Here is a 22,500-nt window from a genome sequence, read left to right on the forward strand (position 1 = left end):
TACCCCGTACCGACACGCAGGACAACAAAAAGCGGCGCTCTTGCCCCTTACGCGTGCCGCAGGAAGTCAATCACCAGGCGGTTGAATTCATCGGCATGCTCCCATTGCGCCCAGTGGCCGCACTTGGAAAACACGTGCAAGCGCGCGTCGTTGATGCCCCAGACCAGCTTCAGGCCATGGTCAAGGGGAACGAAGCGGTCATCGCGCCCCCAGGTGATGAATGTCTTGGCCTTGATTTCGCCCAGCCGGGCCGACACGTCCCAAGTCGAGAGCGGCGCCTTTTGCGCGCTGACGAGGAAGTTCTTCAGGTGCTCCGGGTTGCGCTGAATGGCTTCCCAGCGGCCCTGCAGCAACTCCTCGGTGATAAGGGACTGGTCGTACAAAAACACCTGAAGCATCTGTTTCAGCGTCTCGTAGGACGGCTCGGCATACAGCTTGAACAGCAGCTTGATGCCTTCCATCGGCATCGGCGCGAACATGCTGGGGCCCAGGCCGCCGGGCCCCATGAGGATCAGTTTGCCGATGCGGTCGGGGTATTCGAGCGCGAAGTTCAGCGCCGTGGCGCCCCCCATCGAGTTGCCGACCAGGTGCGCCCGGTCGATGTCCAGCGCGTCCATCAGACCTTTGACGGCACGGGCGTTGACCAGGCCACGCTGCTCGTCCATCACCACCGCGTCCGACTTGTTGAAGCCGGGCGAGTCCTTCAGGATCACCCGGTAGCCGGCCTCGACGAACGCGCCGATGTTGCGGTAGTAGTTGCTCCAGCCGCCAGCGCCAGGGCCGCCCCCGTGCAGCATGATGACGGTTTCGCCATTGCCCGCCTCGTTGTAATGAATCTGGAAGTCGGAAAAACCTTTTTCATTGATTTTCACGAACTTGCTGGTGGAACTTTCGGTGAGTGCAGTCATTTTTAATCTTTCAAGTGAATAAAGAGGAAATAGGTCAGGCGACGCGCTGCATGCCGCGTCAGGTTTGAATTCAAGCGGCGGCCAAGGTCAAACCACGCTCACGCGCCATGGTCATGGCAGTGTCTTCAATCATGTCTTCCTGGCCGCCCACCATGCCGCGACGTCCCAGTTCGACCAGGATGTCGCGCGCCGGCACGCCGTACTTCACACTGGCGCGCTTGGCAAACAGCAGGAAGCTGGAATAGACACCGGCGTAGCCCAGCGTGAGCGAGTCACGGTCGATGCGGATGATGTGGTCCATGATGGGCACCACCAGGTCTTCGGCCACGTCCTGGATCTTGAAGACGTCCACCCCGGTCTCGATCCCCATGCGCGCGCACACGGCGATGAACACTTCCATCGGCGTGTTGCCCGCGCCAGCACCCAGGCCAGCGGCGGCCGCGTCGATGCGGTTGGCACCGGCCTCGATCGCGGCAATCGAGTTGGCCACACCCATGGCCATGTTGTGGTGGCCGTGAAAGCCCAGTTCGGTCTCGGGCTTGAGCGCGGCGCGCACGGCCCCCAGACGCGCTTTCACATCGTCGGGCAGCATGTAGCCGGCCGAGTCGGTGACGTAGATGCAGTTGGCGCCGTAGCCTTGCATCAGCAGCGCCTGGCTCACCAGTTTTTCCGGGCTGGCCATGTGCGCCATCATCAAAAAGCCTACCGTGTCCAGGCCCAGCGCGCGCGACTTGGTGATGTGCTGCTCCGACACATCAGCCTCGGTGCAGTGGGTCGCCACGCGGATGGTGCCCACGCCCAGGTCCTTGGCCATCAGCAGGTGCTCGACGGTGCCAATGCCGGGAATCAACAGGGCCGACACCTTGGCCTGCTTCATCAGCGGGATCACCGCGCCCAGGTATTCCTCGTCGGTGTGGGCCGGAAAGCCGTAGTTGACGGAGCTGCCGCCCAGGCCGTCGCCGTGGGTGACCTCGATCAGCGGCACGCCGGCGGCGTCCAGACCGCAGGCAATGCTTTTCATCTGGTCCAGCGTCATCAAATGGCGCTTGGGGTGCATGCCGTCACGCAATGTCATGTCGTGAACGGTGACTTGTTTGCCTTGCAAATTCATGGGGTTCTCCTTCGGGTTCAGGCGTGGACGGGCTTGAGCGTGAGCCGGCCGGCGAGGATTTCCTCGGCGAACATCTCGGCGGTGCGGGCCGCAGCGGCGGTCATGATGTCGAGGTTGCCGGCGTACTTGGGCAGGTAGTCGCCCAGGCCTTCGACTTCAAGGAAGACGGAGACGCGCTTGCCATCAAACACCGGGCCGTTGACCAGTTTGTAGCCGGGCACGTACTTTTGCACCTCTTGGATCATGGCGTGGATGGATTCGGTGATCTTGGCCTGGTCGGGTTCGCTCTCCAGCAGGCAATGCACGGTGTCGCGCATGATCAAGGGCGGCTCGGCCGGGTTGAGGATGATGATGGCCTTGCCCTTCTTCGCGCCGCCCACTTTCTCGACCGCGCTGGCGGTGGTGCGGGTGAATTCGTCGATGTTCTTGCGCGTGCCGGGTCCGGCCGATTTGCTCGAGACGGTGGCGATGATTTCGCCGTAAGCGACGGGCTGCACGCGGCTGACGGCTGCGACCATGGGAATGGTTGCCTGGCCACCGCAGGTGACCATGTTGACGTTCATCTCGCCTTTGCCGACGTGTTCGATCAGGTTGACCGGTGGCACGCAGAACGGGCCGATGGCCGCCGGTGTCAAGTCGATCATCAGGGCGCCCTGGGCGTTGACCTTGCGGCTGTTCTCGGCATGGACGTAGGCGCTGGTGGCGTCGAAGACGATCTGCACGCCGTCGGCCTGCATGTGGGGAATCAGGCCGTCGACACCGTCAGCGGTGGTCTTGATACCCATTTCGCGGGCCCGCTTCAAGCCGTCGGATTCGGGGTCGATGCCGACCATCCAGACCGGCTCGAGCACCGCGCTGCGCTGCAGCTTGGCCAGCAGGTCGGTGCCGATGTTGCCGGGGCCGATCAGGGCGCATTTGATTTTTTTCGTCATGTTCGAAATTTCCAGGAAAGTCAGTGAAAACGCACCGAGCAGCCGCCGATGCCGCCGATGGTGACGCGGAAGTGGTCGCCCGCTTTGGCCGGGAACATGGCGGCCAGTGCGCCGGAGAGGATTACTTCGCCGGCCTTGAGGCCGATGCCCAGGCGGCCCAGGGTGTTGGCCAGCCAGGCCACGGCATTGACCGGCGAGCCCAGCGCGGCGGCGCCGGCGCCGGTGGCGATGATCTCGCCGTTTTTCTCCAGCACCATGCCGCAGGTCATCAGGTCGAGCTTGCGCGGGTCCATGGCGGTGCTGCCGAGCACGAACATGCCGCAGGAGGCGTTGTCGGCGATGGTGTCCTGGATCTTGATTTTCCAGTCGCGGATGCGCGAGTCGACGATCTCGAAGCAGGGCATGACGAAGTCGGTGGCGGCCAGCACGTCGGCGTTGGTGACGCCGGGACCCATGAGGTCTTTTTTCAGGACGAAGGCGATTTCGCCTTCGGCCTTGGGCTGGATCAGGGAAGACATGGCGATGCTGCCGCCGTCGCTGACGATCATGCCGTCGAGCATGTAGCCAAAGTCGGGCTGGTAGACGCCCAGCATGTTCATCACGGCCGCGCTGGTGACGCCGATTTTCTTGCCCACGATGCGCTCGCCGGCCTGCAGGCGGCGCGAGATCATGCGCTGCTGGATGTGGTAGGCGTGCTCGATGGTGATGTCGGGGTGGCGAGTCGTCAGCGGCTCGACCACGGTTTGGGTGGTCATAGCGTGGTACAGCTCGTCGCCCAGGGTTTCGATCAGTTCAGGGGTCATGTCGGTTCGGGTTTTCCAGAAATAGTTGGCGCATGCTTTGGGCGGCAGTGCGCAGAGCGGGCCGCCTCAGCGGCCCTGGGAGACTGTTCAGTCCTTGACCAAGCCTTCGGCGCGCAGTGCTGCCTGCACCGCTTCGCGGCCCCCGACACGGCCCATGAAGGCCTGCAGCGCGGGCCAGGGCGACAGATCCAGGTTGACATAGGCGCCCCAACTGAGCACGACAAACAGGTAAATGTCAGCCACGCTCAATGAATCGCCGAGCAGGTACGGTGCATCCTCAAACCGCGTGGCAACCACGCCAAGACGGGCGGCAATGGCTTGCCGCACCGCGTTCCTCCAGTCCTCGCTGGCGGCAGGGTTGAACAGCGGGCTGAAATTCTTGTGAAGTTCGGTCGAGATGAAGTTCAGCCACTGCTGCAAGTGGTAGCGCTCAAAGCTGCCATTGGCCGGCGCCAGCAGCTTGCCGGGCACCTGATCGGCCACGTATTGCAAGATGGCCGGGCCTTCGGTCAGCGTGCGGCCGTCGTCAAGCTGCAGGCAGGGCACGTAGCCCGCAGGGTTGATTTCGAGGTAGTTCTGTCCGGAGGCGGTCTTCTTGCTCGCCAGATCGACTTGTACCAGCTCGAAGTTCAGGCCCGCCTCGCGCAAGGCGATGTGCGGGGACAGGGAACAGGCACCGGGGCTGTAGTAAAGCTTCATTCAAAAACTCCTGTATGGGTCAGCTTGTTGTTCATGCTTTGTTGCGCACCGACTTGTGGCCCCACATGCTCGGGCTGTCGTGCCGTGCCACCACCCAGGAGCGGTCAATGGTGCGGGCGGCCCAGCCGTACTCGACCTCGACTCCGGACGGGGTCGCTGCATAGAACGACACCATATGGTCGTTGGTGTGGCAGCCCAGCGTGGAGGTGATCAAGCCGTCAGCGTCAAGCCGGTCAAACGCAAAACCGACGTCATTGAGCGACGAGACTTCGAGCATGAAGTGGTGAATGCGCTTGGGCAGCGGAAAAGCTGCGATCGCGAGGGTGTGGTGGCGTTCGTTACAGTGCAGAAAATACGCCGGCACCGTGACGTCTGGACCCATTTTCATGTCGATGACGTCCGACAACTGGAAGCCGAGCACCTGGGTGTAGAACGCCAGCGCCTTCTCCGAATCCGGTACGCAACGCACGAAGTGCCCCAGCCCCTGTTCGCCGGTCAGGAAACCCGACACCGCCGCGCCGGGCATGAACGGTTTTTCGAAGACCTCGCTGGCGCCATAATAAATTTCCAGTGGCAGACCAAACGGATCGGCAAACGAAATCAAGCCCATCACGCCGCGCCGCTTGGCCAGTTCGACATCACCCGTGACCACTTCGATTCCGGCCTGCCGCAGTTTTTCTGTCATCTGCGTCAGACCCGCCGCATCGGCCACCTCGTAGCCAGCGTAGGCCAAATCGTCTGCCTCGCCCTGCTGGACGGCAATCCGCCAGGCGCGCGAATCGATGCGGAACAAGGCACCGTCATCGGTGACACCCGCGTCCATCAAGCCCAATTTTTGCGTCAGAAATGAACGCCAGGCGGACACGTCCTTGACCGCAAACCCCATATAACCCAAACTTTTAACACTCATTTTTGTCTCCTTATTTGATATTCAGTTTTTCGAGCAAGTCCTTGCCCCCTGCTGCCGAGAAAAATCCACGCACGCCCATGCCGCCGTCGTAGTTCAGCAAGGCGCCGGTAGCGGGTACCGTATCGCCTCGCGTGGCAAAAAACACATAGGCACCGGTGTACTCCTCGGTGTCAGGCATGCGGCCAATCGGCAGCACGGACTCCAGCATGTCGGCCAGCGGCACGGTCGAAATCGCTTGACCGCTCATGCCAAGCGAGGAAGGGCCGCGCAAATCGGTGCTCATGCCGCCCGGTGCCACGCCGTTGACGCGCACGTACGGCGCCAGCTCAAACGCCAACTCGCGCACTAGGCCCACCACCGCGTGCTTGGCTGCGGTGTAAAGAGGGCCGCCACCATTGGAATAGAAGCCCGCATTCGAGAGCGTGAAGATCACGCTGCCACGGCTGGCGACCAGGGCCGGCAGACAGGCCTTGACGGCGTGGATATAGCCTTTGACATTGATGTGAAAGACCTCGTCGAACGCGGCATCGATGCGGTCTTCCGGCAGATCGACCAGCGCCGTCGAGTAGTCCCAGATGCCCGCGTTGGGAATCAGGGTGTCGATTTTTCCGAACTTGGCCACGCAGCGGTCGGCGGCCTGTTTCTGGTCTTGCAGTGAGCGCACGTCGCCGACGATGCCGACCACCTTGTCACCGTGGTCGGATTCCATTTGCTGGAGCCGCTCCGCCGACTTGTCGAGCACCGCCACCCTGGCGCCTTCGGCAACGAACCGGTCCACCAGGGCGCGCCCCAGGCCGGAGGCGCCGCCCGTGATCAATACCACTTCACCTGTCAATTTCATTTTCAAACTCCTTTTGTTAAAGCAAATCGCCGGTCACGCGCATCACTGCGGTTTGGCTTTCAGCAGGTCCCGCAGGTTCAAGCCGGCGTCTTGCAACTGTCCGGCCGAAACAGGAACCCGTGCGCCCACCAATCGGGTCGCCACGGAAAATTCTTTCGCGGCATTGATCGCCGTTGCGGCTTCAACTCGGCCATCGAGCAGCCGGAACAACACCAGGGGCTGACCGTTCTGCGCATCGCCGCGCGGAACAATTTCTCCGGGCCCTTCGGCGTCGCCAATCATCTGGATGCGGTGGCCCGCAATCTCCGTCCACGAAGTCGGCACCTGGAGCGTCGGCACGGGTTTGCCGAGCATGGCGGCGGCGGCGGTGTCGGCCTGCGCCTGGCTGTTCAGATAGGTCTCCAGCGAACGCTGACCGCCGCCCCGCAGCGGCCAGGCGGCCACGTCACCGGCGGCGAACACGTCCGGACACGAGCTCGCCCCCGTGGCGTCAACCAGCACGCCGCGCGCGCAGGCAATGCCGGCCGCCCGGGCCAGCTCGTCTGCCGGGTCGGCGCCAATGCTGACCAGCACCCCATCAGCCGCCACCCGGCGTCCGTCGGCACAGATGACGGCGCGCACATGCCCCTCGCCTTCGAAGCGCGACGCCTGCGCATTGCGTTCAATCTGAACGCCCAGGCGCTCCAGTTCGGCCCGGCACCATGCGCCGGTTCTGCGGCCCAGCACGCGCAGCAGCAGCTCGTCGCCGGCTTCCAGCAGCGTGACCGTGACGCCGGCCTTGCGGGCGGTGGTCGCCACCTCGCAACCGATCAGGCCGCCGCCGACGATGACCAGCGACTGGCCCGGTTGCAGCGCCTGCCGCAGCGCCAGGCTGTCGGCGCGGTCACGCAAAATGTGGATGCCGGCCAGGTCGCAACCTGGAATCGCCACGCGCCGGGCGCGCGCGCCAGTGGCCAGCAGCAAGCGGTCGTAGGCCAGCGGGGCGCCCGATTCGAAACGGACCTGGCGGCTGGCCACGTCCAGGCCGCTCACCCGCCGCCCGAGCTGGACCTCCACATTGGCCGATGCGTACCAGGACGCATCCATGATCGCGGGCGGTTCGGCCTGCTCGCCCGTCAGCACCTGCTTGGACAGGGTGGTCCGGTCATAGGCCTGCTGCGACTCGTCCCCGATCAGGTGGAGGCGTCCCGCGTAGCCCTGGGCGCGAAGCGCGCGCGCGGCCATCGCCCCAGTCAGGCCGGCACCAATGATGACAATGCTCTCGATCATGGCGCCAGGTGCCCGGCATTGAAGTCAACAAACACGTCATTGCCCTCGATACGGATCGGGAATATTTTCAACGGCACACAAGGCGGCGGCGACTTGACCTTGCCCGTGCGAACACAAAACTTGCCCATGTGCAGTGAGCATTCCACAACGTCGCCGTCGAGATAGCCGCCCTCGGCCAGAGACCATTCGCCATGGGTGCAGCGGTCCTGCGTCGCGAACAGCTCACCCTCCACATTGAAAATTGCGACGGCGGTGTCGCCACTTTCGACCTTCAGGGCTTCGCCCTGCGGCACCTCGCTCAAACTGCAAACTCGGGTGAATTCCATATCGTTTTATCTTCTCTTCAATCTGACTCAAATGATCCGGCTTGTGCCGGACGCACTGCGCGGCATCCTTGCCGGGGCACTTGACCTTGAATTTTTCTATAGGGAACCGCACTAACGCTCCAAACGGGCGGCGCGCCAGACGCGAAGCCCCCATACGATCCAGGCCGCATGCACCACCAGCAACGCCAGCCAAAAACCCAGCGCCATGCGGCCCCATGCCATGCTGTAAAAATCCCAGAGCGCCGTGACCACTTCCGTGGCGATGACGAGCGGGACAAGCGCCAGGTAGCGCTGCGGATCACGCGCCCCCCACAGGGCGACGACGCCAATCGCCCCCAACTGCAGGCCGACAACGAACCAGGCATCCTGCAGCAACTTGAACATCGGCAGGCCAACATCCATCTCCACCCCCGGATACATCATGTCGAACAGCCCCAGTGCCCTGAAAGGAAGCGTGCCAACGAGGTTGAGCAGGTAAAAAACGCCCACGGCGAGCAGAAATGTTCGAGCTTGTCTCATGGCAGCGTCCTCGGTTCAGGTGGGCTCCGGCTTCTTGCTCAGAAGAACATGCTCAGGTTGTTCGCCAGCAGCGTGCTCTGGTCGAGCAGGATGGTGCGCTTGGCGATCTTGAAGCCCAGGCCGTTGTCGGCACGGCGCAGGACGTCCCGGCGCTCGCCCGCGAAAATGTCGACCTGGCGCTCCAGACGATTGCGGTACAGGATGAAGGCCGAACTCACTTCGAAGGTGTTGGGCTCAGCCGCCTCCCGAACCATGACATTGGAGACCAGGTGGCGTGTACGGGAAGGCGGGTTCTCCGCCCAACCCAGCTCCGAGGTCACCTTGCGGATGCGCCCGTACATGGTTTCATGGGTTTCGTCGAAATGGGCGAAATCTTGGTCGCCGGAATACTCGAGTTCGCTCTCCTGGAGCCTGCGGTTGGTGCGCAACGGCATGAAGTAGCGGATGTCTTTTTCCAGCAGAGCGAACCAGGCCTCGTAGGCCCGGTGGTCAAGCAACTGCGCTTCGCGGTAGTAAAACTGCTCGATCTCGTTCTGCAACTCAAGGCCAACGGCTTTGCTTGGCCATTCGAATGCTTTGAACAAATTGGTGGATGGGGTTGTCATGACTGTTTATCTCCAGGTGAATATCAGGGGCCGGAACACCGGCGCGTTGTCTGCACGCGCACGTCCGGCCCCCGTGATGAAGTTTTCATCCGATTGAAAGATTCAACGATTGCGTCCCTATCAGGGTTTTAGCGTGGCCCAGCTTGGCTCCGACATCATGCGGGCCCAGTGGTGGTACATGCCCCGCGCCGCCTCTTCGGCGTAGACATAACCAATCTTTCCGGGAAAATCAGGATGGCCGGTCTGCGACCGACCCAGGCCCATCTGGGCATTGAGCGGCTGGCTCTTGGCCTTATGGCCGCGCAGCACTTTCTGGATTTCGACCCAATTCTCGCCGTCGTCCTGCTCGAACACACCCCCAGCGGAGAAGGTGCGAATGTTATGCCGGCGATATTCTTCCTTGATCTCTGCGGGTGCATCGGCATCGACCAGGGTGAACGCCCACACCTCGATTTCATTGGGGCCGCGAGGGTGCCAGCTTCGGATGGTGTTGATGGCGGGCAGGAACGAACAGGTTGGGAAGATGTTCATGTGCTGGCCAAACATGCGTCGAACCGGCAGAGCCAGACGTTTTTCTGCAAGTTCAGCGGCGGGACCTTCGGTCCAGTACTGGGTGACCTTGGGACCCATCACGGCCATGAGCATGCCTGGCTCGTCAACAAACCATCCCGAGCCATGCCCGCCCCAATGGGCTCGGAACTGATTCCCCTTGGTCGGCACCTGAGCATTCGACAAATCCATTTCTGGCGGCATGCCCGCCAGAATCCCGGACAGGTGTGACATCGTCCCGGCGTGGTACATGTCACTGCAAAACTGCTCGGCGGCGTACTTCCAGTTACACGGAACCACCCACTTTTGCATGCCGCCTATAGCCTCGGTGCCAGCCGGAGTACGATCCAGCATCACATCCATGTAGGGACGCGCGTCACCGAGGTAGGTTTCCAGATCGGGCGCTTCGGCATCCCAGTTGGCGAAGACCAGGCCCTTGTAGGTGGCCACGCGCGCTTGCAGCGGACCCCAGTCGGCCTTGTCAAAGCCGCAGTCTCCCTCCTTCTTGTCGCAAAACGCCTCCTGCTCGAACGGCACGTTCACCAGGTTACCCGCAATGTCGTAGGCCCAGCCATGGTAGCTGCAGGTGAACGCCTTGGCGTTACCTGCGTCCGAGCGGCAGATGCGCATGCCGCGGTGCCGGCACTGGTTCAGAAACACCTTGATGCTACGGTCTTTCTGCCGCACCATGACTACCGGATCTTCGCCCATGTAGGTGGTCAGGAAGTCCCCGGTTTTAGGAATGTGACTCTCATGCCCTAGCAACAGCCAGGAGCGGCCAAAGACCCGCTCAAGCTCCAGCTCGTAAAGGCTTTGGTCAGCATAGATGCGGGGGTCAAGCAGCCCTTTTTCCTGATCGACCAACGCCCGGATCGCCTCGGGCGTCCAATTGCGAGTCCACTTCACAGTGGATTCCTGCACTTCTTTTATTGTTGAACTCATGACTCAATGTCTCCTTTAAAAATACCCTTGACGGGGCTAAAAAATACCAACCTCTTTCATCACGCCGAAAACAAATATCCGCGGTACGGCGTCACCGCAACAACCCGAATTGCTGAACCACCGATATCGATGACTCAATGTGCGCCCGCAACAACGCGGTGCAGCGCTCGGCATCACGCGCGAGTGCGCTGTCACGAAGTGCCTGGTGCTCCTCATGGACATTCCTGGCAGGTGGGTTATGCACAGATGTCAATCGGCGGTAGCGTTCCATTTGCAAATACAGGATGGACAGGAACCGCCGGGTCCAGCAGGACGGACAGGCTGAGATCAGGGCTTCGTGAAAGTCGCGGTTGTCTCGCTCCCACTCATTGAACAGGTGAACCGGGTCGCGCATCGTGCGCTCTTCAATCAACGACAGTCGGTGAAACGAACTGACGACCCGCGTCTCCCATTCGGCGTCGCCATTCAGAATGCTTTGGCGCAGCGCTTCGCACTCGAGCGCGATCCGCGTGGTGGCCAGATCCCGCATGTCACCCAAGGACATCGGGGTTACGTGGAACCCGCGCTGGGCCTGCGTCTGCACCAGGCCTTCGGCCACCAGCAGGGAAAGTGCCTCCCGCACGGTCCCGCCGCTGACCCCATAACGCGACTTGAGATCTTCGATGCCGAGTCTGGCACCCGCAGCGAGCTGCCCCTCCACGATGTCCGCCCGCAACCGCTGACACGCCGACTCAATCAGACTTCGCGCATTCGCGCGGGGCACCGGCGCATCCGCAAATGACTTGTCGCCTCCCATGGTGAGGCGGTTTGAAGTTCTCGTACTCATTGTAGTTTTCACTTGGTCATTACAGAAGATTCCGCCACACTTCAATACGGACCGATTCAGGGCTCAGTAGCGTGCGGATTGTTAGATGTCGATATTGTAATCTACTATCGACATTTTTGCTATAGGCGCTGACCCGATGTGCGTGCGATAAGCGCCAACACCATCAACGATTGATGCCAGGCCTTGCAAAATCCTTTTCTGATCGTCCTGCAAGGTATGGTCAACGTTGAGGCCAAGATGCTGCTGCACGACTTTCCAGAGTGGGCCAATTGTCTGCTTCGCCGGCATTTCCAGCCGATTTATTTCGATATAGGTCTTGCACAGCGCTTCGATGATGGCGCTGGATGCCGTGATCGCCGCATGAGGGTCGCGGTCAATCTGTGAAATTGCGCGACCAAACTCTGCTTCAATGGACGCAAAGTCCCGGGCCTTGAAATAGTCAGCGAGTGTCTTGGCGGCCGGACTCGATCCCGCCAACGTAATGAAGCCATTGGTCTGATACGACAACTGGTTCGTGGCCAAACTCGCTCTGATGCGTTCTTGATCCGCGCCGACGTGGGGCCATAGGTCGGATACCTCTTGATCCATGAATCGCTGAATGAGCTGACCGAGAACCTGCAGCGCATCGATGCTTGAATCGTCGTTGCAGCGCTTGAGCCAGATACTGCACTTGGCTTCGAGGTTCCCTTCCGGTGGATCTCCTGGCGCACCGCTCTCCCTCAGAAGGGAATTCAGTTTGGAGTGACTGTAGTAGGCCGCAGCAATGACCGGGGCAACTGCGCCGATGACCGAATTTGGAATCTTGTTGTTCAAGGTGTGCTCCCTCTGGATTGAGACGAAATACCTCCAGTTTCGCGCAATCCGGGCATCTCGGCGTTCCGCCGCCGGGCTCGCGGGCGTTGCCCCATGCCTCGTGTCGAGTCATGGCCATCCGGCTTTGATCCCTGATGCCTCCGGCCGTCTCTGCGTTCCCTGCCTGCGCGCTGCGCTTTCCCTCCAGGGGATCGGCTTGACAGCCCATCCCCGCCGCACTCTGTTTGGCGCCCCTCGAAGACTGCCGAACAGGCTACGCCTGATCGGCCAACAGACATCCAGCTAGGCGTGCCCTTTGCACGCAGGGGCGCTTGCCGCGCGGCGTTGGTTTCAGCGCATCCCTGGCCCATCGGCCGCTGTTCGTCTTTCCCCAAGTTCATCGCTTTCTCCCGCGACCGTAGCCAGCGGTGCCTGGCTGTCAAGGCGCGCAGGGCCGAGTCCTCGCCGCTGGCTGTGGGCCGCACCAACCCTGCGCTTGCTTCCTTGACAGCCAGTCCCTCGCTGGCCCGGTCTTTCGCGGGCGATGAACTCAGGAAAGACGGCGGCAAACAGGGACCGGCCCAGGTCTCTGCGCCGAACCCACCAAAGCCACAACGGGCTCCGAATCTTGGAATCCGGTCAGCTTTGAAACCACAGCTTCAATTTTTGGAGAAAGACCATGCAACTCAGTTCCCGTTTCGCTTCCCGCTCCCCGGTACTACGCGCCGATCACCCGCTATCGGATGACCAAATCCGCACCGTGGCTCCGTCCATCTTTGCAGAAGACAAGCACGCAAGCCGCTCCGACCGTTATCGTTACATCGCAACCGGCGCGGTGTTGTCCGAACTGCGCAAGGAAGGATTCCAACCCTTCATGGTGTGCCAGACCCGTGTACGTGATGAAGGCAAGCGCGAGCACACAAAACATATGGTCAGGCTCAGGCATGCCGACCAGATCAATGGCGCGGAGGCCAACGAAATCATTCTGCTGAACTCACACGATGGCACCAGCAGTTATCAAATGATGGCGGGCTTGCTGAGATTTGTCTGTAAGAACGGCCTGGTCTGCGGTGACGTGGTGGCCGATGTCCGCATCCCCCACAAGGGTGACGTGATCGGCCATGTGATCGAGGGTGCATATGACGTACTGGACGGCTTCGACCTTGTGCGCGAACGCCGCGACGAGATGCGCGCCATTACGCTGGACCGGGGCGAAGCCGAGGTATTCGCCCATGCGGCGCTGTCCCTCAAGTACGACGACCCGACGGCACCCGCGCCCATCACCGAATCGCAGCTATTGATGCCGCGCCGCCGCGATGACGACCGGCCCGACTTGTGGAGCGCCTATAACCGCGTGCAGGAGAATTTGACGCAAGGCGGATTACATGGACGCACCGCCACCGGGCGCAAGCACAGCACCCGGCCCATTCAAGGCATTGACCAGAACGTCAAGATCAACCGGGCATTGTGGATGCTGGCCGAAGGCATGAAGCGGCTCAAGGCTTGACCGGCTGAATCAGCGAGGGGGCGCAATGCCCCCTCGATACCGTAGGCACACGGCACAGCAAAACGGCGGCCAGGCCAGGCCGCCGCGCGCCCATCCGTTCCGTCTGGGCGCGCGGCGGCGGCGGTCGCTATGCGACCGCTCGATGGCTGTAGGTGTTCGCCATCATCGGCAAAGGCATTCATGGCAGTGCTCTCGTGTCATCGCGTCCAACGATGCGAGATCATCCTTCTCTGAGCCTCTTGTTGGCCACCTTCACTTGTCGACAAATTCCGGCCATTCCCGAGCCTCCAAATGTCAGTTTTATGGCGTTCAACAATTTCAAGAACACCCAATTCAAGTCGTTAAGATCGAGCAATTGACCGACTACTTCCCTTTGATTGCCTATGTCCTCACCCCCGGTGCTCAAAGGTTCCATTGTTCGGGATACGTTGAATCAATCGTCTTCGAGCAACAATTCGTCCCACTACCGTTTTTGTTCCGGGCAATGCCAAGCTGACCGTCCGACGGGAGGTGGTGTCGAAATCTCTGCCGGTAATTGGCGTTGTGGGGTATGTTGGGCAAGGTTTTATTCACGATTGCGCAAAAGTATTTGAGATCATCTCAGACCACCTACAATCCAATTTGGTGTTTTGCACCTCCCGTGTCACCTCCCTGCACGGGACGCGTTTACGCGTTTCAAACCCGGCCTGCGTCGGGTTTTTTTTCGCTCTTCAATCGTCAATGGTGGCTGATGCAATGGCGTATGAGTTGGGAGTGCTATGGAGCTTCAACGGTCTGTTCAGCGACACCAAAACGTGTGTCCCGGCGTTCCGCCGTCGGGCTCGCGGGCGTTGCCCCGCGCCTCGTTCCGAGTCGCGGCCATGCGGCTTTGATCCCTGACACCTTCGTCCGTCTCTGCGTTCCCGGCCTGCGCGCTTCGCTTGCCCAAGGGCAATGGAGTGTGGTGGTGGGGTGGCCTTGCTGTTCCCTTCAACGTACCACGCTGTTCTCGCTGTCAAGGTCTGCGCGCACTGTGTGCGCTTGCGTCCTGGCGGCCGTCTGTGAACCCTGACAACTGCGCTACAGCGTGCTGGGGCCGGTCTCGGGCAATTCCGCCCGCTACAGACCGGAGCAGACCATGTCGCAACTTTCTCTTTCCCTCGATTCTTCCCTTCTCGTTCGCGATGTCGCGGGCGACTACCGTCCGGCCAATGCCGACGAGGTGCTGCAGGCCGCGCAGCGGCTACTGGGTGCGCAACTGCGCGGGCGTGAGGTTCTGACTTCGCCGCAGGCGGTGCGCGACTTCCTGCGCGTCAAACTGGGTGGTTTGGAGCACGAGGTGTTCGCTGTACTGATGCTCGATGCGCAGAACCGCCTGATCGAATACGTCGAGCTGTTCCGGGGCACGGTGAGTCAGGCATCGGTGTATCCGCGCGAGGTGGTCAAGGAATCGCTTGCGCTCAATGCGGCGGCAGTGATTTTTTGCCATAACCATCCATCGGGTGTCGCCGAGCCGTCGCGGGCGGACGAGGTATTGACGCAGACGCTGAAAACCGCGTTATCGCTGGTGGACGTGCGGGTGTTGGATCACTTAATCGTGGCGGGCAATGAAATCATGAGTTTTGCGGAACGTGGGCTGCTGTAGCCCGAGGGGGCATCGCCCCCTTTTTGCTTCGCTCGTATACGGCTGCGCGCTGCGCTTGCCCTCCAGGGGATCGGCTGGTCAGCCCATCCCCGCCGCACTCTGTTTGGCGCCCCTGCAATGCCGCCGAACAGGTTATACCTGATCGGCCAACAGCCATCCATCTAGGTGTGCCGCTGGCACACAGGGGCGCTCGCCGCGCTGCGTTGGTTTCAGCGCATCCCTTGGCCCATCGACCGCTGTTCGTCCTTCCCCAAGTTCATCGCTTTCTCCCGCGACCGTAGCCATCAGTGCCCGGCCGTCAAGGCGCGCAGGGCCGTGTCCTCGCCTGCGGCTGCGGGCCGCACCAACCCTGCGCTTCTTCCTTGACAGCCTGTCCCTTGCTGGCCCGGTTTTTCGCGGGCGATGAACTCAGGAAAGACGGCGGCAAACAGGGACCGGCCCAGGGTCTCTGCGCCGAACCCAACCAAAGCCACAACGGGCTCCGAATCTTGGAATCCGGTCAGCTTTGAAACCACAGGAGAGTGCGCATGCAGATACCGACACCGTGAATCGACAGCGAGTTTTGTTCTTCCATTTTTTGTTTTCTTTCGTCCCGACACGGGACAGGAGCTATCACCATGAACACCGTTACCCATCAAGAAGTCCAAGCCCTTGAAGCCGCTGCGCCCTCGCAAAACATGCTGCTGGTGCCGCTATCGCAGCTTCGCCCATCCAAGCGCAATGTGCGCAAGACCTTGGGCGCTTCCATCACCGAACTGGCCACCAGCGTTGAGCGCGTAGGCCTGCTGCAAAACCTGACCGTGACTCTTGCCAGCGATGGCGAGCATTACGAAGTGGTGGCCGGTGGCCGTCGCCTTGCGGCATTGAAATTGCTGGCTAAGAAACGGCGCATTGCCAAGGATTACGCGGTGCCTTGCCTGCTGGTGGCCGATGCCTCGGCCCGCACTGCCAGCCTGACCGAGAACGTGCAGCGCGAAGCCATGCACCCCGCCGACCAGTTCGAGGCGTTCGCCGACTTGATCGCGGAAGGCCGACCCATCGAAGACATCGCCGCAGACTTTGGCGTGACCCCGCTGGTGGTGCAGCGCCGCTTGAAGCTGGCGAATGTCTCGCCGCGCTTGATGGCCGACTACCGGGCCGATACCGTGAACCTTGACCAGTTGATGGCATTGGCGATCACCGACGACCACGCCGCACAGGAAGCCGCGTTCTACGATGCGCCGAACTGGCAGCGCAACCCGACCGCCTTGCGCGAACGACTGACCGAGCGGGAAATCGACGCCCATCGCCATCCGCTGGTGCGCTTTGTCGGGCTGGAAGCCTACGAGGCCGCAGGTGGTGGCATCCGGCGCGACCTGTTCGCGGATGCTGACCAAGGTATCTATTTGACCGATGCGGCATTGATCGACCGGCTGGCGCAAGACAAGCTGGCAGGCATTGCCGACGAGGTGCGCCGCGAGGGTTGGGCGTGGGTGGAGGCGGTGCCCGCCGCCACCTATGCCGACCTGCAAGCCTTCCAGCGTGCGCCGAAGGAACGGCGCAAGCCCAATGCCCGCGAGGCCAAGCGCATCGCCAAGCTGCAAGCGAAGGTACTGGAAGTCGGGGAAGCCTTGGATGCCGCCCTTGAGGCCGAGGATGAAGAGAAGGCCGAGGCCTTGCAGGAAGAAGGCGAACGCCTGGGTGAGCAACTGGAGGCGCTAGAAGCCGAATTGCTGGCCTATGGCTCGACTGTTCGCGCTGCTGCTGGTGCCATCGTCACCCTTGATCGGCAGGGCGAGCCTGTCATTCATCGCGGTCTGCTGCGCGATGCCGAGGCCAAGGCGTTGCGCACGCTGGCGAGGGTGCAAGGCGGTATCGACTCGGAAGACACCGAGGACGAGGACAGCCCCGAGCCGAAGAAGGCCGGAATCTCCGAGAAACTGGCACGCCGTTTGAGCGCCCACCGCACTGCGGCACTGCAAATCGAACTGGCGCGCAATCCGCAGGCATCGCTGGCCGCGCTGGTGCATGGCATGGTGCAGCGGGTCTTGCAGGACGCCCATGCGGTAGAGCTGCCCATCGGCATCAGCATCCGTCCACAGGACAGACTGGAAGGCTACGCCCCGGACTGGCCGCAATCGCCTGCCGCTGTCGCCTTGCGGGAACTACAGCAGGCATGCGGTGAGAAGCTGCCGGAGGACGATGCCGAACTGTTCGCGGTGCTGCTGGCACTGTCGCAGGATGAACTGGTGCGGCTGCTGGCGGTGTGCGTGGCATCGACCGTGGATGTAGTTTCTTCGCGGGAACACGATGCGTCGGGTAAGGTGTTGGCTCAGGCGGTCGGGTTGGACATGGCGGCATGGTGGAAGCCGACTGCCGAGGGGTATTTCTCCCACGTCTCCAAGGCGGTGATTCTGGAAGCTGTGCAGCAGTTTGCACCCGGAAATGTCAGCCGACTGGCGAAGCTCAAGAAGGCCGACATTGCCAGCGAGGCCGAGCGGCTGGCCGAGGGAACGGGCTGGATGCCTGCCATGTTCAAGAGCGAGGACAGCACTAGCGCGGCGCAGGACGACGCGCAGCAGGAAAGTTCGCAGAACGCGACGAACGACACGCCAGAGGAAGCTGCGCAGGAGGCTGTCATCGAGATGGAGGCAGTGGCCGAGGCGCTGGCTGCGTAAGGTAGCAATGACAAATGGCCCCGGCGCAAAATGCGCCGGGGTATTTTCTTGAAAAATCGGGCGCGGCAAGTGTGCCGCGCCCGGTCTAACAGCCGACAAGCCCCCCCAAAAAACCAAAAGCGCGCCCCGCCGTCATGGCGGGGCGCCGAATCGACAGGCACTCCGGCCCATGCCGGGCCTGCGCGTGCGATGCACTTGCCCAGGTAGAGCCCCCGCCGCAGCGGGCGGGGGCTGGGGTGCGCTGCACCTTGCTGCTGCCGGTTGTGCAAATGCGCGCCGTCCATGATGCTGACGGTTGGCCGTCAGTTACATCACGAAGGACGGTTCACCGACACGCCGCACAGCCTTGCCATGAAGATTTCACGCCACGCTTCAACCCGTTTGCCGTCTGATACCGGGAGCGTTCCCGCCAGTCGTTCCCAGCCAGACCTTACCGACATCAAGGCGCATGCCGGCGCTGCCTTCCTGCGGGAATGCCGAGTTAGCCATCGCTCCATTCGGGCCAGTTCGACCCCTGCGTCCTTGGCTTGTCGTGAATCCTGGCAAGGGCACGGCTTACGCCTCGGGCTTCATGGCTGCAACCGTCTGGCCCAAACAATTTCCCTGGCGCTGTGCGCCTTCCTCGCGCAACAAATTCTTTGGGCCTCCCGGTCCTCCACGCTGTTGCGGCCGCTATGCGGTGCGGCCAGCCCGTCCCTCGCCGGGCGGATCACCGACAAGGACGCGATGGGCGCGATCTTGCAACCCCGAAAGGAAACTTCATCATGGCTAACATCGGCACCTTCACCGCAGACAAAGACGGCTTCACCGGCACGCTTCGCACCCTGACGCTCAACGTCAAGGTCAAATTCATCCAGAACGACAAGACCAGCGAGAACGCTCCCGACTACCGCATCCAGGCAGCCAACGGGCTGGAAGTCGGCGCAGCATGGAAGAAAATCAGCCAGGCCGAGCGGCCTTACCTGTCGGCGAGCCTGGACGATCCTTCGTTCCCGGCCACCGTCTACGCCCGCCTCATCGAAGGCGAGGACGGCACGCACAACCTGATCTGGTCGCGCAGCAAGGGCGACTGACGCCGCCCTTGCGCCCCGCCCATCGTGGCGGGGCATTCCCTGACGGTCAGTGCTCCGGCTCGGAAGCAGTCAGACGGCTTTCCGTCGCCGTCATCAAGTCGGCCGAACTGCAACCCAGCGCCCGTGCGATCTTGAGAATGATCGCCAGCGTGGGCATGTGTTCGCCGCGCTCAATCTTGCCCATGTGCGAGCGTTCGATGCCCGCCAGGTGGGCGAGCGTCTCCTGGGCAACCCCTTGCTCTGTTCTCAGCGCGCGCACCGCGGCGCCGAAGGCTTGTGCCGGTTCGGCCTCGAATGTGGTGGCGCCGGCCGGGCGGCCACGCTGGATTGATCGCTTCTGCATGCACAGAAGCGTCGATTAACAGCACAATTAAAACCACGTTATCTTTAACTCATTGGCTATTTCGGCCTACCATGTTGGATAGCGGCCTCTCGCTCTTTATTGCGCTTTTGCGCTTCTGCGTAAAGCCGGATTCGTGTTTCTGTGCTTCCGTGGATTCGTTGACTTCCATCTGTACGCTTTTGCGATCTTCCGTAAATCCTTATTGGCACATCCGAGGCTTTCTGTGCATCCAGCAATACGGTTTCGTGCGTCATCGGCTTTGTGGGCATCCTGGCCGCTCTCAGGTTCACCCCGCAGCGGAAAAGTGCGCGAGTCTGGCGCACGCCGCTTGCCGTCAACCCCGGCCCGCACCGGACCGTGTTGGGGTATGACGGCTGCGCTTGGCACGTGCGCCCCAGTCGCCTTGCTCCGCCGTGGAGTGAACCCTTTGAAGGAAGCGACCATGACCCAATCTCTTATCACCGACGAACAACGCGCCCAACTGCTCGCCAATAGCCGAGCCAGTGCCGAAGGCCAGGACATTGACCCGACGCCCGTCGTCAAGCTGTTCACCCCGGACGCGCACGCGACCTGGCTGCTCACCGAACTCGATCCCGAGGATGGCGATACGGCCTTTGGCCTGTGCGATGTCGGAATCGGCATGCCCGAGCTGGGCAACGTGCGGATATCCGAGCTGGCGTCCATCGTCGGACCGTTGAAGCTGCCCATCGAGCGGGATCTGTATTTCGTTGCGCAGCGCACACTGTCAGACTATGCGCGGCTCGCCCGCATCAACGGTTCGATCATCGACTGATAGAACCGCATGGCCCGCTGCGGCGGGCCATCCAGGCGCTGCCGCCTCCGGCGTACTGTGTCTATTTCGGTCTCAGTTCAGACCCTGATCGCATCAATCCAGACTATGCACCGCAGCGGTGCAAACACGACCCAAACAGTCACGATGCCTGGTGAGCCTTGCGGCACCGTGTTCGGATACTGCGCACCATTTCCGGTTGCGCAGCCGTCGCATTCGGACACCCCCTGCAACGCTTCGGAGTCCATTGGGCTTGACACTGCCAGTTTATTAAATGCCCCATGACGTTTTGACGATGACTCCATAGCTTCGTAGCACCGATGCCCGTGGCGACTGTTCCTGCTATCCGACAGGAGGTTGCGCCATGGCAGAGTTGAGTTCCGATCATTGGCGTCCGAGCGCCGCGTATCTCTATGTCCTGCACCTGGACGGCCCGGCCTTGGCCTGGGAATACCTGCGGCGCGACCTGGACTACCGGCGCGACTGGCTACGCCGTCAGCGCCACCCCGAGGTGGCGCAGCGCTGGGGCCTGCGCCTGCTGGAAGATCCCGGCCAGGATGCGCGGGACGCGCACCCGGCCTGGTTCCCCGACCACGATACCGTGGTGCAGCTCTATCCCGATGCTGATCCGCCACCCAATGCCGGCCTCTTCGAATTCTGGCGCATTCCCGGCCACAAGCAACTGATCCATGACGGCCGGCGCCTGGTGCTGATCGTTCGGCAACCGGGCTGCTGCCTGCGTATGGCGCTCGCGCCCGCGCTGGAGGACGGCATGGCTTACGTCTACGCCATCCGCGCCTGCCAAGCTCCTTGCGTCCGCTATCGCGCGCTGGCGGGCGAACTGAACAAGCTGCAGGAGGCCAGCAACACCACGCCTGCGGGAGTGGTCAAACCGCGTCCATCCCCGTCGTCATTGCTGGAACTACACACCCTACAGGCGCTCGACGGCACCCTGGCGGGTGCGTCTTTGCGCACGGTGGCCGACGTGCTGTTCGGCCCCGATGCCGTGGCCGAGGGCTGGCACGCTGATGGCGATCTGCGCGCCCGCGTGCGCCGCTTGGTGCAACGCGGGAAAAAGCTGATGCGCGGCGGCTATCGCCGCCTCGCACAGCTTCCGCCGCTTGAGCAGGGACGTTTTGCATCGGACGCAAAACGTCCCTGAGCAGAACGCCGCGCTTTCTTGAGACTGGCCTCCATCCGGTCACGCTCTTGTGGCCGGCGATCCTGACCGATGGAGGTTCACACCATGAGACCAGTCCCCTTGCGGCCCGCTGCCGCACCCGCTGCCACGCAGCAACCCGCACAGCCTGTGCGCTACCTGACCAACGACGAGGCCGCCGAGTTCCTGCGGCTGTCGCCGCGCACATTGGAAAAACAGCGCGTGATCGGCGGCGGGCCGCGCTTCCGCAAGTTCGGTCGACGTGTCATGTACGCGGTGGCCGACCTCGAAACCTGGGCGGATGCCCGTAGCTTCGAGGCCACTTCCGACCCCGAATACGCCGAGCGCCACTCTGGCGACAGCCGCGATGGTCAGCATGGTCGCCGCTGACCTTAGGCAAGCCAGGCACGCCGGTGACGCTCGCCATGTCCAGCCCATCGCTGCTGCCAGCGCAGACTATGCAGCAGCACGAACAGCTCGACCTGTTTCGCGCGCTGCCGGGCGACATGGCGCCGCGCGACGCCCAGGACTTGATGGCCTATCCGTTCTTCTCGCTAGCCAAGTCGCGGCGTATTGCGCCGATCGACTTTCGTTCCGGCGGCGTAACCGTGCGCGTGGAAGGCACGGCCGAGCATGGCATCGCCACGATCTGGGATGCCGATATCCTGATCTGGGCCGCCAGCCAGATCGTGGAAGCGCGGGATGCTGGCATTCGCAGTTCGCGCCGGATGCAAGCCACTCCCTACGAGATCCTGCGCTTCATCGGGCGCGGTACGTCGCTGCACGACTACCAGCGCCTGAAGGCGGCGCTGGACCGCTTGCAGTCCACCAGCGTGGCGACTTCGATCCGGGAAACAACAGGCAGACGCCTGCACCGCTTCTCGTGGATCAACGAGTGGAAGGAGCGGGCCGACAGCAAGGGGGTTCCGCTGGGCCTCGAATTGATTCTGCCGGACTGGTTCTATGCCGGCGTGCTGGACGAAGCCCTGGTACTGACCATCGACCCGGCGTATTTCAAGCTCACGGGCGGTATCGAGCGCTGGCTGTACCGCCTGGTGCGCAAACACGGTGGCAAACAGCCCGGTGGCTGGCAGTTCGACTTCCCGCACCTGCACCGCAAATCGGGCAGCTCGGCACGCTTCTCGGACTTCGCCTACGACCTGCGTGCCTTGGTGGCACGGCAGTCGTTGCCGGGTTACACCCTGAGCATCGAGCGATTGCCGGGAGAGCCGGAAATCCTGGCTTTCCGGCCCGTGCCGCAAACGGCACGGGGATAAGTCGTGGACAACCTGTGAATGACCTCGTGCTATCAGGC

The 22,500-nt window shown here is 62.1% G+C and carries 23 protein-coding genes; 8 read left to right on the forward strand and 15 right to left on the reverse strand.

Annotation, left to right across the window (positions count from 1 at the left end):
- Positions 1-47: 47 nt before the first annotated feature.
- From bphD to PNAP_RS20695, 14 genes are all read right to left on the reverse strand, one after another.
- Positions 48-908 carry a 2-hydroxy-6-oxo-6-phenylhexa-2,4-dienoate hydrolase gene (bphD, locus tag PNAP_RS20630; RefSeq protein WP_011797807.1) on the reverse strand — a complete coding sequence of 287 codons (861 nt, stop codon included), beginning with the start codon at positions 906-908 and terminating at the stop codon, positions 48-50.
- A gap of 70 nt (positions 909-978) precedes the next feature.
- On the reverse strand, positions 979-2,019 hold the full coding sequence (gene bphI, locus PNAP_RS20635) for a 4-hydroxy-2-oxovalerate aldolase BphI (RefSeq protein ID WP_011797808.1): 1,041 nt from the start codon (positions 2,017-2,019) through the stop codon (positions 979-981).
- Between the two features lie 17 nt (positions 2,020-2,036).
- A complete protein-coding gene (gene bphJ / locus PNAP_RS20640; protein ID WP_011797809.1) occupies positions 2,037-2,951 on the reverse strand; it encodes an acetaldehyde dehydrogenase BphJ in 915 nt (304 codons plus the stop codon).
- A gap of 20 nt (positions 2,952-2,971) precedes the next feature.
- Positions 2,972-3,754 (reverse strand): 2-oxopent-4-enoate hydratase, encoded by a 783-nt coding sequence (dmpE, locus tag PNAP_RS20645; RefSeq protein WP_011797810.1) that lies wholly within the window; start codon positions 3,752-3,754, stop codon positions 2,972-2,974.
- 87 nt (positions 3,755-3,841) lie between these two features.
- Entirely contained in the window at positions 3,842-4,453 is a 612-nt protein-coding gene (gene gstA, locus PNAP_RS20650; protein ID WP_011797811.1) for a glutathione transferase GstA, read from the reverse strand.
- Positions 4,454-4,484: 31 nt separating this feature from the next.
- Positions 4,485-5,363 (reverse strand): biphenyl-2,3-diol 1,2-dioxygenase, encoded by an 879-nt coding sequence (bphC, locus tag PNAP_RS20655; protein ID WP_011797812.1) that lies wholly within the window; start codon positions 5,361-5,363, stop codon positions 4,485-4,487.
- Positions 5,364-5,373: 10 nt separating this feature from the next.
- A complete protein-coding gene (bphB, locus tag PNAP_RS20660; RefSeq protein ID WP_011797813.1) occupies positions 5,374-6,204 on the reverse strand; it encodes a cis-2,3-dihydrobiphenyl-2,3-diol dehydrogenase in 831 nt (276 codons plus the stop codon).
- A 42-nt stretch (positions 6,205-6,246) separates the two neighbouring features.
- The gene (locus PNAP_RS20665; RefSeq protein ID WP_011797814.1) at positions 6,247-7,473 is read right to left on the reverse strand and encodes an NAD(P)/FAD-dependent oxidoreductase; all 1,227 of its coding nucleotides are present in this window, start codon (positions 7,471-7,473) and stop codon (positions 6,247-6,249) included.
- Positions 7,470-7,799: a non-heme iron oxygenase ferredoxin subunit gene (locus PNAP_RS20670; RefSeq protein WP_011797815.1), complete on the reverse strand. Its 330-nt coding sequence runs from the start codon at positions 7,797-7,799 to the stop codon at positions 7,470-7,472. The genes PNAP_RS20665 and PNAP_RS20670 overlap by 4 nt, the downstream gene beginning before the upstream one ends.
- Before the next feature lie 111 nt (positions 7,800-7,910).
- The gene (locus PNAP_RS20675; protein WP_011797816.1) at positions 7,911-8,318 is read right to left on the reverse strand and encodes a BphX family protein; all 408 of its coding nucleotides are present in this window, start codon (positions 8,316-8,318) and stop codon (positions 7,911-7,913) included.
- A gap of 38 nt (positions 8,319-8,356) precedes the next feature.
- Entirely contained in the window at positions 8,357-8,923 is a 567-nt protein-coding gene (locus PNAP_RS20680) for an aromatic-ring-hydroxylating dioxygenase subunit beta (RefSeq protein WP_011797817.1), read from the reverse strand.
- Positions 8,924-9,043: 120 nt separating this feature from the next.
- Entirely contained in the window at positions 9,044-10,414 is a 1,371-nt protein-coding gene (locus tag PNAP_RS20685; RefSeq protein ID WP_011797818.1) for an SRPBCC family protein, read from the reverse strand.
- A gap of 91 nt (positions 10,415-10,505) precedes the next feature.
- Positions 10,506-11,210: a GntR family transcriptional regulator gene (locus PNAP_RS20690; RefSeq protein WP_049763793.1), complete on the reverse strand. Its 705-nt coding sequence runs from the start codon at positions 11,208-11,210 to the stop codon at positions 10,506-10,508.
- Positions 11,211-11,321: 111 nt separating this feature from the next.
- Entirely contained in the window at positions 11,322-12,053 is a 732-nt protein-coding gene (locus PNAP_RS20695; protein WP_049763794.1) for an abortive infection family protein, read from the reverse strand.
- Between the two features lie 658 nt (positions 12,054-12,711).
- Between PNAP_RS20695 and PNAP_RS20700 the strand changes: the two genes are divergently transcribed.
- From PNAP_RS20700 to PNAP_RS20725, 4 genes are all read left to right on the forward strand, one after another.
- Complete coding sequence (locus PNAP_RS20700; RefSeq protein ID WP_011797822.1) at positions 12,712-13,539, forward strand: DUF932 domain-containing protein; 828 nt, start codon at positions 12,712-12,714, stop codon at positions 13,537-13,539.
- A gap of 1,117 nt (positions 13,540-14,656) precedes the next feature.
- Entirely contained in the window at positions 14,657-15,163 is a 507-nt protein-coding gene (radC, locus tag PNAP_RS20710) for a RadC family protein (RefSeq protein ID WP_011797823.1), read from the forward strand.
- Between the two features lie 617 nt (positions 15,164-15,780).
- Positions 15,781-17,820 (forward strand): ParB/RepB/Spo0J family partition protein, encoded by a 2,040-nt coding sequence (locus PNAP_RS20720; protein ID WP_011797824.1) that lies wholly within the window; start codon positions 15,781-15,783, stop codon positions 17,818-17,820.
- 764 nt (positions 17,821-18,584) lie between these two features.
- Positions 18,585-18,893, forward strand: coding sequence for a DUF736 domain-containing protein (locus tag PNAP_RS20725; protein ID WP_011797825.1), 309 nt, complete (start codon positions 18,585-18,587; stop codon positions 18,891-18,893).
- A gap of 46 nt (positions 18,894-18,939) precedes the next feature.
- On the opposite strand, the gene PNAP_RS20730 is transcribed toward PNAP_RS20725, so the two are convergent.
- Positions 18,940-19,236, reverse strand: coding sequence for a helix-turn-helix domain-containing protein (locus PNAP_RS20730; RefSeq protein WP_011797826.1), 297 nt, complete (start codon positions 19,234-19,236; stop codon positions 18,940-18,942).
- A gap of 442 nt (positions 19,237-19,678) precedes the next feature.
- Between PNAP_RS20730 and PNAP_RS20735 the strand changes: the two genes are divergently transcribed.
- The 4 genes from PNAP_RS20735 to PNAP_RS20750 all read left to right on the forward strand — a co-directional run bounded on the left by PNAP_RS20735 (position 19,679) and on the right by PNAP_RS20750 (position 22,462).
- The gene (locus tag PNAP_RS20735; protein WP_011797827.1) at positions 19,679-20,029 is read left to right on the forward strand and encodes a DUF2958 domain-containing protein; all 351 of its coding nucleotides are present in this window, start codon (positions 19,679-19,681) and stop codon (positions 20,027-20,029) included.
- A 361-nt stretch (positions 20,030-20,390) separates the two neighbouring features.
- Entirely contained in the window at positions 20,391-21,188 is a 798-nt protein-coding gene (locus tag PNAP_RS20740) for a DUF2285 domain-containing protein (protein ID WP_011797828.1), read from the forward strand.
- 84 nt (positions 21,189-21,272) lie between these two features.
- A complete protein-coding gene (locus PNAP_RS20745) occupies positions 21,273-21,575 on the forward strand; it encodes a helix-turn-helix domain-containing protein (RefSeq protein ID WP_011797829.1) in 303 nt (100 codons plus the stop codon).
- A gap of 35 nt (positions 21,576-21,610) precedes the next feature.
- The gene (locus PNAP_RS20750; RefSeq protein WP_011797830.1) at positions 21,611-22,462 is read left to right on the forward strand and encodes a replication initiator protein A; all 852 of its coding nucleotides are present in this window, start codon (positions 21,611-21,613) and stop codon (positions 22,460-22,462) included.
- Positions 22,463-22,500 lie beyond the last annotated feature (38 nt).

The sequence above is a fragment of the Polaromonas naphthalenivorans CJ2 genome, assembly GCF_000015505.1.
GTDB classification, from domain to species: domain Bacteria; phylum Pseudomonadota; class Gammaproteobacteria; order Burkholderiales; family Burkholderiaceae_C; genus Polaromonas; species Polaromonas naphthalenivorans.

Excerpts from the sequence above, each read along its gene's own strand:
- bphB (WP_011797813.1), bottom strand. The coding sequence starts at position 6,204 with ATGAAATTGACAGGTGAAGTGGTATTGATCACGGGCGGCGCCTCCGGC.
- PNAP_RS20680 (WP_011797817.1), bottom strand. The coding sequence starts at position 8,923 with ATGACAACCCCATCCACCAATTTGTTCAAAGCATTCGAATGGCCAAGC.
- PNAP_RS20720 (WP_011797824.1), top strand. The coding sequence starts at position 15,781 with ATGAACACCGTTACCCATCAAGAAGTCCAAGCCCTTGAAGCCGCTGCG.
- PNAP_RS20725 (WP_011797825.1), top strand. The coding sequence starts at position 18,585 with ATGGCTAACATCGGCACCTTCACCGCAGACAAAGACGGCTTCACCGGC.
- bphI (WP_011797808.1), bottom strand. The coding sequence starts at position 2,019 with ATGAATTTGCAAGGCAAACAAGTCACCGTTCACGACATGACATTGCGT.
- PNAP_RS20730 (WP_011797826.1), bottom strand. The coding sequence starts at position 19,236 with ATGCAGAAGCGATCAATCCAGCGTGGCCGCCCGGCCGGCGCCACCACA.
- PNAP_RS20690 (WP_049763793.1), bottom strand. The coding sequence starts at position 11,210 with ATGGGAGGCGACAAGTCATTTGCGGATGCGCCGGTGCCCCGCGCGAAT.
- PNAP_RS20675 (WP_011797816.1), bottom strand. The coding sequence starts at position 8,318 with ATGAGACAAGCTCGAACATTTCTGCTCGCCGTGGGCGTTTTTTACCTG.
- PNAP_RS20665 (WP_011797814.1), bottom strand. The coding sequence starts at position 7,473 with ATGATCGAGAGCATTGTCATCATTGGTGCCGGCCTGACTGGGGCGATG.
- PNAP_RS20750 (WP_011797830.1), top strand. The coding sequence starts at position 21,611 with ATGTCCAGCCCATCGCTGCTGCCAGCGCAGACTATGCAGCAGCACGAA.
- dmpE (WP_011797810.1), bottom strand. The coding sequence starts at position 3,754 with ATGACCCCTGAACTGATCGAAACCCTGGGCGACGAGCTGTACCACGCT.
- PNAP_RS20735 (WP_011797827.1), top strand. The coding sequence starts at position 19,679 with ATGACCCAATCTCTTATCACCGACGAACAACGCGCCCAACTGCTCGCC.
- PNAP_RS20740 (WP_011797828.1), top strand. The coding sequence starts at position 20,391 with ATGGCAGAGTTGAGTTCCGATCATTGGCGTCCGAGCGCCGCGTATCTC.
- PNAP_RS20670 (WP_011797815.1), bottom strand. The coding sequence starts at position 7,799 with ATGGAATTCACCCGAGTTTGCAGTTTGAGCGAGGTGCCGCAGGGCGAA.
- bphJ (WP_011797809.1), bottom strand. The coding sequence starts at position 2,951 with ATGACGAAAAAAATCAAATGCGCCCTGATCGGCCCCGGCAACATCGGC.
- bphC (WP_011797812.1), bottom strand. The coding sequence starts at position 5,363 with ATGAGTGTTAAAAGTTTGGGTTATATGGGGTTTGCGGTCAAGGACGTG.
- bphD (WP_011797807.1), bottom strand. The coding sequence starts at position 908 with ATGACTGCACTCACCGAAAGTTCCACCAGCAAGTTCGTGAAAATCAAT.
- PNAP_RS20700 (WP_011797822.1), top strand. The coding sequence starts at position 12,712 with ATGCAACTCAGTTCCCGTTTCGCTTCCCGCTCCCCGGTACTACGCGCC.
- PNAP_RS20745 (WP_011797829.1), top strand. The coding sequence starts at position 21,273 with ATGAGACCAGTCCCCTTGCGGCCCGCTGCCGCACCCGCTGCCACGCAG.
- radC (WP_011797823.1), top strand. The coding sequence starts at position 14,657 with ATGTCGCAACTTTCTCTTTCCCTCGATTCTTCCCTTCTCGTTCGCGAT.
- PNAP_RS20685 (WP_011797818.1), bottom strand. The coding sequence starts at position 10,414 with ATGAGTTCAACAATAAAAGAAGTGCAGGAATCCACTGTGAAGTGGACT.
- gstA (WP_011797811.1), bottom strand. The coding sequence starts at position 4,453 with ATGAAGCTTTACTACAGCCCCGGTGCCTGTTCCCTGTCCCCGCACATC.